At 69.7% G+C, this 13910-nt stretch carries 15 protein-coding genes; 11 read left to right on the top strand and 4 right to left on the bottom strand.

The annotated features are described in order from the left end of the window. Positions 1-34: 34 nt before the first annotated feature. From C4K88_RS13580 to C4K88_RS13570, 3 genes are all read right to left on the bottom strand, one after another. A complete protein-coding gene (locus C4K88_RS13580; protein WP_104122145.1) occupies positions 35-1045 on the bottom strand; it encodes a serine hydrolase domain-containing protein in 1011 nt (336 codons plus the stop codon). 240 nt (positions 1046-1285) lie between these two features. Beyond that, on the bottom strand, positions 1286-1654 hold the full coding sequence (locus C4K88_RS13575) for a DUF7793 family protein (protein WP_104122144.1): 369 nt from the start codon (positions 1652-1654) through the stop codon (positions 1286-1288). Between the two features lie 217 nt (positions 1655-1871). Then, complete coding sequence (locus C4K88_RS13570) at positions 1872-2126, bottom strand: PLDc N-terminal domain-containing protein (RefSeq protein ID WP_104122257.1); 255 nt, start codon at positions 2124-2126, stop codon at positions 1872-1874. A gap of 221 nt (positions 2127-2347) precedes the next feature. Here C4K88_RS13570 and C4K88_RS13565 point away from each other — a divergent pair, with 221 nt between their 5' ends. The 10 genes from C4K88_RS13565 to C4K88_RS13520 all read left to right on the top strand — a co-directional run bounded on the left by C4K88_RS13565 (position 2348) and on the right by C4K88_RS13520 (position 11775). Continuing rightward, positions 2348-3814, top strand: coding sequence for a fumarylacetoacetate hydrolase family protein (locus C4K88_RS13565; RefSeq protein WP_104122143.1), 1467 nt, complete (start codon positions 2348-2350; stop codon positions 3812-3814). Then, positions 3807-4520, top strand: coding sequence for a GntR family transcriptional regulator (locus C4K88_RS13560; protein WP_104122142.1), 714 nt, complete (start codon positions 3807-3809; stop codon positions 4518-4520). Before C4K88_RS13565 ends, C4K88_RS13560 begins: the two co-directional genes overlap by 8 nt. Before the next feature lie 9 nt (positions 4521-4529). Next, a complete protein-coding gene (hpaE, locus tag C4K88_RS13555) occupies positions 4530-6080 on the top strand; it encodes a 5-carboxymethyl-2-hydroxymuconate semialdehyde dehydrogenase (protein WP_104122141.1) in 1551 nt (516 codons plus the stop codon). A 35-nt stretch (positions 6081-6115) separates the two neighbouring features. Further along, positions 6116-7195 carry a 3,4-dihydroxyphenylacetate 2,3-dioxygenase gene (hpaD, locus tag C4K88_RS13550; RefSeq protein ID WP_104122140.1) on the top strand — a complete coding sequence of 360 codons (1080 nt, stop codon included), beginning with the start codon at positions 6116-6118 and terminating at the stop codon, positions 7193-7195. Between the two features lie 26 nt (positions 7196-7221). Beyond that, on the top strand, positions 7222-8007 hold the full coding sequence (gene hpaH / locus C4K88_RS13545) for a 2-oxo-hept-4-ene-1,7-dioate hydratase (protein WP_104122139.1): 786 nt from the start codon (positions 7222-7224) through the stop codon (positions 8005-8007). After that, positions 7992-8795, top strand: coding sequence for an HpcH/HpaI aldolase family protein (locus C4K88_RS13540; protein WP_174705242.1), 804 nt, complete (start codon positions 7992-7994; stop codon positions 8793-8795). The genes hpaH and C4K88_RS13540 overlap by 16 nt, the downstream gene beginning before the upstream one ends. A 70-nt stretch (positions 8796-8865) precedes the next feature. Further along, positions 8866-9288 (top strand): hypothetical protein, encoded by a 423-nt coding sequence (locus C4K88_RS13535; protein ID WP_104122137.1) that lies wholly within the window; start codon positions 8866-8868, stop codon positions 9286-9288. Between the two features lie 52 nt (positions 9289-9340). Continuing rightward, positions 9341-10357, top strand: coding sequence for a nitronate monooxygenase (locus C4K88_RS13530; RefSeq protein ID WP_104122136.1), 1017 nt, complete (start codon positions 9341-9343; stop codon positions 10355-10357). Positions 10358-10455: 98 nt separating this feature from the next. Continuing rightward, complete coding sequence (locus tag C4K88_RS13525) at positions 10456-10839, top strand: hypothetical protein (protein WP_104122135.1); 384 nt, start codon at positions 10456-10458, stop codon at positions 10837-10839. A 192-nt stretch (positions 10840-11031) separates the two neighbouring features. Further along, on the top strand, positions 11032-11775 hold the full coding sequence (locus C4K88_RS13520; protein ID WP_104122134.1) for a CPBP family intramembrane glutamic endopeptidase: 744 nt from the start codon (positions 11032-11034) through the stop codon (positions 11773-11775). A gap of 285 nt (positions 11776-12060) precedes the next feature. Here C4K88_RS13520 and C4K88_RS13515 read toward each other — a convergent pair whose 3' ends face one another. After that, entirely contained in the window at positions 12061-12525 is a 465-nt protein-coding gene (locus C4K88_RS13515; RefSeq protein ID WP_104122133.1) for a MarR family winged helix-turn-helix transcriptional regulator, read from the bottom strand. Positions 12526-12688: 163 nt separating this feature from the next. Here C4K88_RS13515 and C4K88_RS13510 point away from each other — a divergent pair, with 163 nt between their 5' ends. Next, positions 12689-13894 carry an MFS transporter gene (locus tag C4K88_RS13510; protein ID WP_104122132.1) on the top strand — a complete coding sequence of 402 codons (1206 nt, stop codon included), beginning with the start codon at positions 12689-12691 and terminating at the stop codon, positions 13892-13894. Positions 13895-13910 lie beyond the last annotated feature (16 nt).

The raw sequence follows: 13910 nt of genomic DNA, 5'->3' as shown, positions 1-13910 counted from the left end.
GGTGGCCATCAGGCCCGCGGCGGCACGATGAGGGTCAGCGGGTGGGCTCGTCATCGACGACGGATGACGGCGCCGCAAGGGGCGCAGTGAATTCCTCGAGGATCCGGAATCCCTGCCGGTCCACGGATCGGTGAACCGCCGACAGCACGACCGCCCCGGTGCCGGCGTCGCGGTCGAGTCCGATCCAGCTGTTGAATCCGCCCGTGCTGCCGTTGTGCCAGGTGATCCTGCGCCCGTGGTGCTCGAGGGTGATCCACCCGGCGCCGATACCGACCCGGGGAGCGAACTCGGTGACCGGATCGAGCGCCGACATGCCGGGGGGCGCCCCGTCGAGGACCGATCGGAGGAAACCGCGCATCGTACCGATGGTCGCGCGGATGCCTCCCGCGGGAGCGATGGCTTCACCGACCCATGGCTGCATGGGCCGCCCGAACCGGTCGCATCCGGTGAGGTCCGCAGGCCCGAGGTCCTCGACGCGTGCGGGAGTCGAGAATCCGGGCCCCAGGTCGTCCTGCAGGAGCTGCGGGTAGCTGCTACCGGCCGCTTTCGCCACGGCGTGCCCGAGCAGCTGGAAACCGAGGTTCGAATACCTGGGCCGTGGGGCGCCGACGTGCACGGTGCGCACCTGGTCCAGGAGGGCGGCAAGCGAATCGCCGTAGGGGTTCTGCCCGTGGATCCAGAACCCGAGGGAGCGCCGGAGCGGGTGCATCCCCGGCGGCAGGCCCGGGAGGCCGGACCGGTGGATGGCCAGGGAGCCCAGGGTGACGGCGCCGACGTCCCCGTACCCCTCGAGGGGGAGCAGGTCGCCGAGGGTCGTCGTCGGCGACACGAGACCGCGCTCTACCGCGTGTCGGTAGAGCATCCCGGTCAGCCCCTTCGAGATCGATCCGATCTCGAAGGCGGAGCGGTCGTCGGAGCCCCTCAGTGCGGTCCTCTCCTCATACGGGGTCACCACCGCGATGGCCGTCGCTGACGCAGCGGGCCGGAATGCGCGTTCCGCCGCACCCAAGAGCCCCCCGTCCCCACTCCATTCGGCGTCCCCCATGAAAGTTCCTTCTCCCTCGTAGTGATGACCGATCGCCTTCCGGTCCCTCTGTAGTGGCTGTCCACCGGCGTACTCGTTACCGATGGTGCCGCCTTCAGGCGCTCACGTTCGCCGCCCCCTTCCCCGAGGTGCCGGCCACAGGGCCGCATTAGGCCGGGCTGCACACCAGGACGCCCTCGCCGCGCTCACCATACGGGGACAACGGCGCTCCATCCGGACTGCGCGCCTGTGGGGTGGCGACTACGCGGCGGGGCCCGCCTCAGCGGAATCCGGCCAGCCCTCGACCCACGACCGGGCTGACTCCTCCTCGGTGAAGTAACGGGTCGGGGTGAGAGCGCCGTGGGCGAAGCCCGCGAGGACCTCGTCGACAGGGCCATCACCGACGAGCGCGACGACGCTGAACCCCTGATAGGAATTCATCCCCAGACGTGTCTTCAGGGTCACGCCGTCGATGCCCCGCATGACGACCACCAGCGGCAGGATGCGCCCCTCGCCGACGTGCCGGAGGGCCAGTGCCGCCTCGACCGCCACCGCGTGAGTGATACGTGCTCCCGGCGCCCACCGCAGGAACAACACATCGTCGTCGCGGGCCACCACGAACTGATCCACTACACGCCCCTCCACAGGAAGAAAGCCCGACCGGGGCCGGGCAGAGAACATCGATTGTGCTGCGCCCTGATTGAATCACCTGCTCCGCGCATGGCGCGCATCATCGGCTTTTCACACACACGGTGTTGCCTCGGAGCTGACGTCCATGCAACCACACGCCGAGATCACCGGGACGATCGGCGGGAGTCCTGGAGCCGATTCGCGCGGCAGCGCTTCCTCAGCGCCGGATCCCCTTCCAGAAATACGCCACGGGCCCCACGAAGTTGATGGCGATGATGGCCGCCCACATGCCCTTGCTGCCGTTCACCGTCTCCTTGGGCCGGGTAGCGAGGTCCGTCCAGGCGAACGCGGCCAGGGACAGTTGCACGGAGCCGAGAATCACCACCCTCGCCTTCTGCGCGTCCGTGAGGTCGCCCCAGCGCTTCCGGGCGGCCTTCTTGTGGTGATGCGTCGATGCTTTGCGATCAGCCATGGGGATCTCCCGGGTCGGAGCCGGTGCCGGAAGCGGGGCCGCTGCCTCGTTCCCGGATGCACGGGCCGGCGGAACATTCGGATGCCACATCCCACCACGGACGGCGTTCCATGACCATGGCCGGAGCGAAATTTCCGCCGCGGACGGGAAGAGACCTTGACGCACCCGAAAGCCCCTGCCTACTCTTCGTATACGATTTTGTACTCGATGAGGAGCAACGGGTGGAACTGCTCGACGACGGCGTCCTCGCCGCAACCCGCAAGGTCATCGCGGTGCACATCAACTACCCCAGCCGTGCTGCACAGCGGGGCCGCACACCCGAGCAGCCGTCCTACTTCCTCAAGCCCTCCTCCTCCCTCGCCCTGTCCGGGTCCGGCGTCGAACGCCCCGCCGGCTGCGAACTGCTCGGCTTCGAGGGGGAGATCGCGCTGATCATCGGCGCACCCGCCCGACGGGTCTCCCCCGAAACCGCGTGGGGCCACGTCCGCTGGATCACGGCAGCGAACGACCTCGGCGTCTACGACCTGCGCTACGCGGACAAGGGCTCGAACCTGCGGTCCAAGGGCGGGGACGGCTTCACCCCGGTAGGGCCCGGGCTCCTGCCGGCCGACGCCGTCGACCCCTCCGACCTCAGGATCCGCACCTGGCAAAACGGGACGCTCGTGCAGGACGACACGACGGCCGGCCTCCTCTTCCCGTTCGCGCGGCTCATCGCGGACCTGTCCCAGCTCCTCACGCTCGAACCCGGCGACATGATCCTCACCGGCACGCCGGCCGGCGCATCGGTCGCCGGTCCGGGTGACCTGCTGGAGGTCGAGGTGACCGGGGCCGGCCTGTCCACGGGACGGCTGATCACATCGGTCAGCGAGGGCACGACGCCGCTGGCAGCGTTCGGTGCCCGCCCGAAGGTCGACGACGTCCAGCGCGAAGAGGCGTACGGCTCCCGCGAGGCGGCCGGACTGCCCGAGGTCGAGGCGACGCCCGCCCTGACCCCGGCGCTGAAGGCGACCCTCGAGAGCGTCTCCACCGCCACCCTCTCCTCCCTGCTGCGCAAGCGCGGTCTGAACAACGTCAGCATCGACGGCCTGACCTGCACGCAGCCGGGCCGGCGCGTCGTCGGACTCGCCCGCACCCTCCGCTACGTGCCGAACCGTGAGGACCTCTTCACGGCCCACGGCGCCGGCTACAACGCCCAGAAGCGCGCCGTCGATACCGTCGGCGAGGGCGAGATCCTCGTGATGGAGGCCCGCGGCGAGAAGGGCACCGGCACGGTCGGTGACATCCTCGCCCTCCGGGCGCAGGTCCGCGGAGCCGCGGCGATCATCACCGACGGCGGAGTCCGCGACGTCGCCGTGGTGGCCGCCCTCGACATGCCCACCTTCTACGCCAACCCGCACCCCGCCGTCCTGGGGCGGCGCCACATCCCGTGGGACACCGACGTCACGATCGCCTGCGGGGGGACGACCGTCCAGCCCGGCGACATCATCGTCGCGGACGCCGACGGCATCCTCGTGATCCCGCCCGCCCTCGCGACGGACCTGGCCGCGGACGCCGTCGTGCAGGAGAGGGAGGAGACGTTCATCGCGGAGATGGTGGCCGCCGGGCACAGCGTGGACGGCCTGTACCCGATGGACGCCGCCTGGCGGGAGCGCTACGACGCGTGGCAGGAGCGGCACGCCCATGGCTGAGCCGGCGGCAACCACCGACGTCCCAGCGGCGGGCAGCAAGTCGCAGCAGGCCTACGACGCCGTCAAGCAGCGGATCGTGGACGGCGCGTATCCCCCCGGGCACCGGCTGGTCCTCGCCGCGATCGCCCAGGACCTCGGCGTCAGCGTCGTGCCCGTGCGGGAGGCCATCCGCCGCCTCGAGGCCGAGGGCCTGGTGACGTTCCAGCGGAACGTGGGAGCCACCGTCGCGGGGATCGACCCCACCGAATACCTCTACACGATGCAGACCCTGAGCCTCGTCGAGGGAGCGGCGACGGCGCTGTCCGCGCCGCTGATCAGCGCCACCGACCTCGAGCGGGCCAGGGCGGTCAACGACGCCATGCGCGCCTGCCTGCAGGACTTCGATCCCGTCCGCTTCACCCGGCTCAACCAGGACTTCCATGCCATCCTCTTCGAGCACTGCCCCAATCCGCACATCCTGGACCTGGTGCACCGCGGGTGGAACCGGCTGGCGTCGCTGCGGTCCTCGACGTTCCGTTTCGTGCCCGAACGCGCCCGCGAGTCCGTCGAGGAACACGCGCACCTGCTCGCCCTCATCGCGGGCGGGGCGGACGCCGACGCCGTCGAACGCGCCGCCCGCCGCCATCGCAGCGCCACCCTCGACGCCTACCTGACGCACTTCAGTACCACCGAGGCAATCTCCGACGCTTCCCCCGACCACGGTTAGGACCCCCCCATGACGATCCCCGGCGCACAGACCACCGCGGCCACCGCGCGGCACATCCCGGACGGCGTGCCCTCCTCCCTCCAGCACTACATCGGCGGCGAGTTCGTCGACTCCGTGGGCGGGGCCACGTTCGACGTCCTGGACCCGGTGTCCAACACCACCTATGCCACCGCGGCGGCCGGCCAGCGGGAGGACGTCGACCGCGCCGTCGCCGCCGCGCGGGAGGCCTTCACCAACGGACCGTGGCCGCGGATGAAGCCCCGCGAGCGCGCCCGCGTGCTGAACCGGATCGCCGACGCCGTCGAGGCGCAGGAGGCCCGGCTCGCCGAACTCGAGACCTTCGACACCGGCCTGCCCATCACCCAGGCGAAGGGCCAGGCCCTGCGCGCGGCCGAGAACTTCCGCTTCTTCGCGGACCTCATCGTGGCCCAGTTCGACGACGCCATGAAGGTCCCCGGCTCGCAGATCAACTACGTGAACCGGAAGCCGATCGGCGTCGCCGGGCTGATCACGCCGTGGAACACGCCCTTCATGCTGGAATCCTGGAAGCTCGCGCCGGCGCTGGCCACGGGCAACACGGTGGTCCTGAAGCCCGCCGAGTTCACCCCCCTCTCCGCGTCCCTGTGGGCGCAGATCTTCAAGGACGCCGGACTGCCCGACGGCGTGTTCAACCTCGTCAACGGCCTCGGCGAGGAAGCCGGGGACGCCCTCGTCAAACACCCCGACGTGCCGCTGATCTCCTTCACCGGCGAGACCACCACGGGCCAGACGATCTTCCGGAACGCCGCGGCGCACCTCAAGGGGCTCTCGATGGAGCTCGGCGGGAAGTCCCCCTGCATCGTCTTCGCGGACGCGGACCTCGACGCCGCCATCGACTCGGCCCTGTTCGGCGTGTTCTCCCTCAACGGCGAACGTTGTACCGCCGGCTCGCGCATCCTCGTCGAGCGCCCCGTCTACGAGGAGTTCTGCCAGAAGTACGCGGCCCGGGCGAGGACCATCGTCGTCGGCGACCCGCACGACCCGAAAACCGAGGTCGGGGCGCTCGTCCACCCGGAGCACTATGCCAAGGTGGCCTCCTACGTGGAGATCGGCAAGACGGAGGGCCGCCTCCTCGCCGGCGGCGGGCGCCCCGAGCACCTGCCCGAGGGCAACTACATCGCCCCGACGGTCTTCGCGGACGTCTCCCCCGACGCGCGGATCTTCCAGGAGGAGATCTTCGGCCCCGTCGTCGCCATCACCCCCTTCGACACCGACGCCGAGGCCCTGGAACTCGCGAACAACACGCGCTACGGGCTCGCGGCCTACGTGTGGACGAGTGACCTCACCCGCGCCCATACGTTCTCGCAGGACGTCGAGGCCGGGATGGTGTGGCTGAACAGCCACAACGTCCGCGACCTGCGCACCCCGTTCGGCGGCGTCAAGGCCTCCGGGCTGGGCCACGAGGGCGGCTACCGGTCCATCGACTTCTACACCGACCAGCAGGCCGTGCACATCACCCTCGGCGCCGTCCACACCCCCCAGTTCGGCAGGATCGACGACTCCGCAGCCAACGAAGGCTGACCCATCCCAGTTTCGCTCGACGAAGAGAGAATCCCATGACCACCCCCATCCCCACGCCCTCGGTCCCCGCCCCGGATATCGTCCGCTGCGCCTACATGGAGATCGTGGTCACCGACCTCGCCCGCTCGCGCGAGTTCTACGTCGACGTCCTCGGCCTGCACGTCACGGAGGAGGACGAGAACGCGATCTACCTGCGCTCCCTCGAGGAGTTCATCCACCACAACCTCGTGCTGCGGCGCGGTCCGGTCGCCGCCGTCGCCGCGTTCGCCTACCGGGTGAAGTCGCCCGCGGAGGTCGACGCCGCCGAGGCGTATTACCGCGAACTGGGCTGCCGCACCGAACGCCGCGCAGGAGGCTTCACGAAGGGCGTCGGGGACTCCGTGCGCGTCGAGGACCCGCTGGGCTTCCCGTACGAGTTCTTCTACGACGTCGAGCACGTGGAGCGCCTCACCCAGCGTTACGATTTGTACTCGGCCGGTGAACTGGTGCGGCTGGACCACTTCAACCAGGTCACCCCCGACGTGCCGCGCGGCCGCGCCTACCTCGAGGACCTCGGCTTCCGCGTCTCCGAGGACATCCAGGACTCCGACGGCGTCACCTACGCCGTCTGGATGCACCGCAAGCAGACCGTGCACGACACCGCCCTGACCGGCGGCAACGGCCCGCGCATGCACCACGTGGCGTTCGCCACCCACGAGAAACACAACATCATCCAGATCTGCGACAAAATGGGCGCCCTGCGCATCAGCGACCGCATCGAACGCGGGCCCGGGCGGCACGGCGTCTCCAACGCCTTCTACCTGTACATCCTCGACCCGGACGGCCACCGCGTGGAGATCTACTGCCAGGACTACTACACGGGCGACCCTGACAATCCCACCATCACCTGGGACGTGCACGACAACCAGCGCCGCGACTGGTGGGGTAACCCGGTGGTGCCGTCCTGGTACTCGGAGGCGTCCCTCGTGCTGGACCTCGACGGAAACCCCCAGCCCGTCGTCGAACGGGACGAGCGGAGCGAGATGGCCGTCACCGTCGGCGCGGACGGCTTCTCCTACACCCGCAGGCAGGACGACGACGGCGTCGAGGGCTTCAAGCTCGGCACCCAGCTCTGACCATCCCCGGCTCCCGAAGGACCCCGATGCTTGATCCGCAGACCATCAGCCAGATCGCCGACGAACTCCTCGACGCCGCCAGCACGCGGACCCCGGTGCCGCTGCTGACGGCCCGCTACCCGGGCATGACCGTCGAAGACTCCTACGCGGTGCAGCGGCTGTGGCGTCAGCGGAACGAGGACGCCGGCCGGACGCTCGTGGGGCGGAAGATCGGGCTCACGTCCCGGGCGATGCAGGCCGCGACCGGCATCACCGAGCCGGACTACGGCGCGATCTTCGACGACATGGTCTTCGAGACCGGCTGCTCGGTGCCGTGGGACGCCTACACCCGCCCGCGCGTCGAAGTGGAACTCGCGTTCGTGCTCAAGAACGACCTCACCGGGCCGGGCTGCACGATCTTCGACGTCCTGAACGCCACAGACCACGTGGTGCCCGCCCTCGAGATCCTCGACTCGCGGATCGAGATGGAGGGACGCACCATCGTGGACACCATCGCCGACAACGCGGCGATGGGCGCCATGGTGGTCGGCGGCCGGCCGGTGAGGCCCGACGCCGTCGACCTCCGCTGGGTGTCCGCCATCCTCTACAAGAACCAGGTGGTCGAGGAGACCGGCGTGGCCGCCGGGGTCCTCGACCATCCAGCCGCGGGCGTGCACTGGCTCGCGAACAGGATCGCCGCCCACGGGGACCGGCTCAAGGCCGGGGACATCATCCTCGCCGGGTCCTTCACCCGCCCGCTCTGGGTGGACAAGGGCGACACCGTCCACGCCGACTACGGACCACTGGGGGCCGTCACATGCCGCTTCCATTAGGAGAGTCCTTCCGCGAGGCGCTCGCCGCGGCCGATCGGCCGCTGGCGGGCATGTGGGTGTGCTCGGGCAGCCCGCTCGTCGCCGAGATCTGCGCCGGGGCGGGCCTGGACTGGCTGCTCGTGGACGCCGAGCACAGCCCGAACGGGCTCGAGTCGATCCTCGCCCAGCTGCAGGCCATCCACGGCTACCCGGTGCACACGCTCGTCCGACCGCCCGTCAACGACACCGTCCTCATCAAGCAGTACCTGGACCTGGGCGTGCAGAACCTGCTGATCCCCATGGTGCATTCCGTGGCGGACGCCGAAGCCGCGGTCGCCGCCACCCGCTACCCGCCCGAGGGCGTGCGCGGCGTCGGGTCGGCGCTCGCGCGGGCGGCCCGCTGGAACCGGGTGCCCGAGTATCTGGCCCGTGCCGCCTCGACGATCAGCGTCACGGTCCAGATCGAGTCGGTGGCCGCCGTCGACGCCGTCGCGGACATCCTCGCGGTCGACGGCGTCGACGCCATCTTCGTCGGCCCGTCCGATCTCGCGGCGTCCCTGGGACTCCTCGGCCAGCAGGAACACCCCGACGTGGTGGCCGCCGTCGAGCGGTGCCTCGCCGCTGCGACGCGGGCCGGGAAGCCGGCGGGCGTCAACGCGTTCACGCCGTCCGTCGCCCGGCGGTATCTGGACGGCGGGGCCGGGTTCATCCTGGTCGGCGCGGACGTCGCGCTGCTGGCCCGCGGCTCCGAGGCCCTGGCCGCGGCGTTCGTCCCGGCGTCCGACGACGGTCCGGGCGCCAGCTACTGACGCCCCGCCCGGCCTCGGTGTGTGGGGGGCGTTCCTACCCCGTCACGCGCTGGACGGCTAGGCTCCGAGGATGACTCGAGCGATCCGCCACGATCCAGGCCCGCACCGGGCGTCCACCGGTCTCGCCGCCCTCCTCCTCGCCGTCGTCGGGGGCTTCCAGGCGGCACTCGCCGCGGGCGCACCCTGGGGACAGGCCGCCTACGGGGGCGGGCACCGCGGTGTACTGCCGGCGAAGTACCGGGCGTCGAGCGCCGTGTCCACGCTGGTCTACGCGGGGCTCATCGCGGTCGTCCTCGGCAGGCGTCCGGGCCCGGGACTGCGGCGGCGGATCCTCACTGGGGCCTCAGGACTGATGATGCTCGGCACGGTGCTGAACCTCGCGTCGCGGTCCCGGGTCGAACGGCTGGTGTGGACGCCGGTGGCGGGGACGCTCGCCGTCACCCTCCTGCGCGTGGCCCGCGGCCCGCGGAGGGTCAGGTCGCGACCGCGATGAATCAGCCGAGGGCGGGCCACCGCGCGGACCGCCGATCCGGGGGTGGCTAGGAGTGCGCGCTCTTGACCTGTCGTCGCTGCGCCGTCCGATCGTGGGCGCCCCCATGGCCGGAGGGCCCTCGACGCCCGGGCTGGCAGCGGCGGTGACCAACGCCGGCGGCCTGGGTTTCCTTGCCGGCGGGTACAAGTCACCGGACCAGATCGGCCGGCAGATCCGTGCCACCCGGACGCTCACCGACGGCCCGATCGGGGTCAACCTCTTCGTCGTGTCCGCGAACGACGCCGACGAGGAGGAGCTCGAGGCGTACCGCCTGGAACTCCAGGTGGAGGCGGACCGGCACGGGGTCGAACTCGGAACGCCCCGCTGGGACGACGATGCGTGGGAGGCCAAGCTCGACGTCGTGCGTGCGGAGAGACCGGACGTGGTGTCCTTCACCTTCGGCTGCCCTGCGGCCGGCATCCTGCGCGAACTCGACGGCCGGGGGATCCTCACCGCGGTGACCGTCACCGATGCTGCTGAAGCACGTGCCGCTGCATGCAACGGCGCCCAGGTCCTCGTGGTGCAGGGACCCGAGGCCGGAGGGCACCGTGCCACCTTCGACGCCGCCGCCGAACCGGGAACCTCGCCGCTTCCCGAACTTCTTGCGACCATCAAGGCCACGACCGATCTGCCCCTGATGGCAGGCGGAGGCATCAGTACGCGCAGGCTCGCTGGAGAGATCCTCGACGCCGGGGCAGTTGCCGTCCTCGTGGGAACAGCCCTGCTGCTGGCCGACGAGGCAGGAACGGCACCTGCGCACCGCACAGCGCTGCAGGATCCACAGTTCACCGGAACGGCGGTCACGCGCGCCTTCACCGGACGACCCGCACGGAGCCTGCGCAACCGCTTCATCGACGACCACCCGATCACCGCGCATGCCTACCCCCAGATCCACTACCTGACCGCTCCCCTGCGCGCGGCCGCAGCGGCGCGCAACGACGCGCAGGCCCTCCACCTCTGGGCCGGAACGGGGTACCGCCACACGCGGGGAGGTTCCGCTGCCGAGATCGTCGCTGCGTTGACGCCCTGACCTGGACCACGATCCGGCGCTGGATCATCGAACCGGACATCAGGGTAGTTGCAGTTCCGCAACAGTCGGCCCTCCGGCAGCGGCCCTCTGCACTGTCGATGACCGGGTGCAGCGCCCCGGAGGAAACCAGGGATGCCATCGCCAACGGTGAGGACGGGCAGGTCGGCGTCGTGAAGCTGCGCAGCATGCTCGTGGTCTCGGCGGAAGAAGGGGAGGCAGGCCGCCTTCTGGGGACGCTCGACAACGAGTCCTCCGCAGCCGTCGAGGTGGTGATCGGCGACTCGGACGATCAGGTGGCGGTGACAGCGCCGGCGAACGGCCAGTACCCGCTGGACACCAGCGAGGAGATCCTGAGCACCGTCGAAGAACCTCCTGGGGCGCTGACGCAGCTCACCCTGGCAACGCCGTCGGAATCCGCCACGCTCGATGTGCCGATGCTCGACGGCACCCTGGACCAGTACGAGGCATACCTCCCTGACTGAGCACAGACCCCGGACCAGTACAGGAACCGGGGCTGGTTGTTCTCGGTGGGCGCCGGGATGAGGGGCGCGCAGCCGACCACGACCGTGTCCTGCTCACGGCACGCGAGTGGCAGTCGGGTACCGAGGACCTCGAGCCATTCGGGATAGCGTGAAGGATCACCGCCCAGCGACATCATGACCGGGGACCCTCCTATGCCAGCCAGTTCGAGCATCGAACGCGACCCTGCGGACCGACAGGTGAAACCGGCGACCCTCGGCCAGGCGGCGTGGGCCCTGATGTTCGTCGTCCTCTACGTCGCTCTGGGTGCCGCCGCGATCGTCGTCGCCGGGCTCTCGGGTGCCGTCGAATTCACCCTCGCATCCCTTCTGCCGGCCTTCCTCGTCACGGTGACCGCGGCCGCGATGCTCGCCCTCTACCTCCACCTCGTCCGCCGGAACCGCCTGTCCCTGGCCGGGCTCGGCTTCCGACGCCCGACGCTCCGGCTGTTCCACCTGCTCTGGCAGATACCGGTCATCATCCTCGTCTGCGGCAGCCTGCAGGGCATCTTCCTCGTGTGGCTGAGCTCCCTCGGCGTGGACACGGCGTCGGCCGGTACGGCCGATGATCCCCTCGCGGACATCGCCGCGCTGCCCGTGCCGTGGATCGTCGTCTGCTTCCTGATCATCGCCGTCGCCACACCTCTGTGGGAGGAGATCCTGTTCAGGGGCGCCTTCCTGGACGGCCTCGCCCGCCGCTTCCGGCCGGCCGTGGCGATCCTCCTGTCCGCCGCGCTCTTCGCGGCTCTCCACCTCGTCCTGCTGGGCTTCGTCTACCTCTTCACCCTCGGCATCGCCCTGGCCCTCCTGCGCCGGTTCCACCGGAACCTCTGGGCCCCGGTCCTCCTCCACGCCGCGAACAACGCGCTCGTCACCCTGACCATCCTCGCCGTCGTGTAGTGACCCGCTCCGTCGGGTCCGGCGCTACTACCTGCTGATACATCTGGGATTGCCCCGGCCGATCAGCGCAGATGAGCCGCCGCACGGAAAGCCGACGTCCAGGGTGAGCGTCTCGTCGAAGAGCCCGTCATCGTCATGTCCTCCGAACGCAGGGAGTATGTGGGGCATGCCTGGAAGGAATGACCCTGATCAGGGGACCGGACGGAACGCAGATCGTCGGTGGTCCAGGGTCGACCCGCCCGCGGGCTCGGTTCAGCGACGTGGTGGTCGTGGAATGAAGAATGCCTAGGCGATGGCAGGTGACGAGCCCGCCAGAGCCGGGACGGCGTCGACGAGGAGGGCGAGCTCCGGCACGTCGCGCGCATCCTGCAGCGCTTTCGTCAGCGCCTGGTCGTGCACGGGCTGGACCGACGCCAGGAGATCCGCTCCGGCCTGGGTCAGTTCCGTGTAGATGCCGCGCCGGTCGTCCTCGCAGAGGACACGCCGTAAGAGTCCGCGCTTCTCCAGGCGGGTCACCAGGCGGGTCGTCGCGCTCGGACTCAACGCTGTTGCCCGGCTGACCTGCTGCATCCGCAGGTGCCACGATCCCGGCTGACGCGACAGGACGCTGAGCATGGTGAACTCCACCACGGACAGATCCGCGGCGTCCCGCAATGCTCTCTCCAGTTCCGCTTCGATCCGGTTGTGCAGCGCCGCCAGAATGCGCCACCCCTGCGCCTGGACCTCGATCGCACCGTCGTCGACACTCATCGCAGACACTCCTCCACAGTAGTTGCTTGCGCGGGATACCTTCTTGTGCAACGATATTACCCGCGTCTGCAACTAGTTTAGTCGATGGGTCGCAGCCGCTGCTGCGCACCCCGCACGATCGTGCTGCGCGTCTCTCACGTCACTCCCTCCACGAAGGATCACCATGCCTAAAGGTCTTCTAGCCCTCGCTCTGGGCGGGTTCGGTATCGGACTGACCGAGTTCATCATCATGGGGCTCATGCCCGAGGTGGCCGGCACCTTCGGAGTCACCGAAGCCCAGGCCGGATGGCTCATCACCGGCTATGCCCTGAGCGTCGCGGTCGGGGCTCTGGTGGTCACGGCCGCCGTGACCAGACTCCCCCGGAAGCAGGTCCTGCTCGGTCTACTGGTCCTGTTCATCCTGGGGAACATGCTCGACGCCGTGGCGCCGACCTACACCCTCATGATGCTGGGTCGCATCATCGCAGCCCTCTGCCACGGAGCGTTCTTCGGCATCGGGTCCGTCGTCGCCGGCTCGATGGTGGCCCCCGAGAAGAAGGCGAGCGCCATCGCCGTCATGTTCACCGGCCTCACGGTCTCCAACGTCCTCGGTGTCCCCCTTGGCACCTTCCTCGGCCAGGCCTTCGGATGGCGTTCGACGTTCTGGGCCATCACCGCCATCGGGGTCGTCGCCTTCATCGGCATCGCCCTCCTGGTACCTGCGACCGGGCGCGATGACACTGCCATCAGCCTGCGCCGCGAACTCCGTGCGTTCCGCTCCGGCCAGGTGTGGGCGTCCCTGAGCATCACCATCCTCGGCTACGGCGGCATGTTCGGCGCCTTCACCTACATCGCCTACCTCCTGACCGAGGTCAGCGGGTTCCCCTCGAGCGCCGTCCCGTGGCTCCTCGTCGTCTTCGGCGTAGGGCTCTTCGTGGGCAATCTCGTCGGCGGGCGCGCCGCCGACCGTGCGCCGGACCGCAGCCTGCTCATCATCCTCGCGGCGCTCACCGTCGTCCTCGTCGTCTTCGCCCTGGTCGCCGAGAATAGAGCCGCCACTGTCATCTCTCTGATTCTGATGGGCGGTTTCGGATTCGCGACCGTGCCGGGCCTGCAGATGCGGGTCATGCATTACGCCGGCGAAGCGACCACGCTCGTCTCCGGTGCCAATATCGGCGCGTTCAACATCGGCAATGCGCTCGGCGCCTGGATCGGTGGTGTCACCATCAGCGCGGGGCTCGGCTACACCTCACCCATTTGGGCCGGCGCCGTGATCACCTTCGCCGCAGTCGTCGTCCTGACGCTCTCCATGACCCGGAACGCCCCCTCACCTCGAGCAGCTCACCTCGCACCCCTCGATGCCACCCGACAGGTCGCGCCAACACGATGACGCCCGGAGCGGACCC

The organism is Arthrobacter pityocampae, from assembly GCF_002927275.1.
In the GTDB taxonomy this organism is placed as follows: Bacteria; Actinomycetota; Actinomycetes; order Actinomycetales; family Micrococcaceae; genus Arthrobacter_D; species Arthrobacter_D pityocampae.
This window is presented reverse-complemented; position numbering and strand designations above follow the sequence as displayed.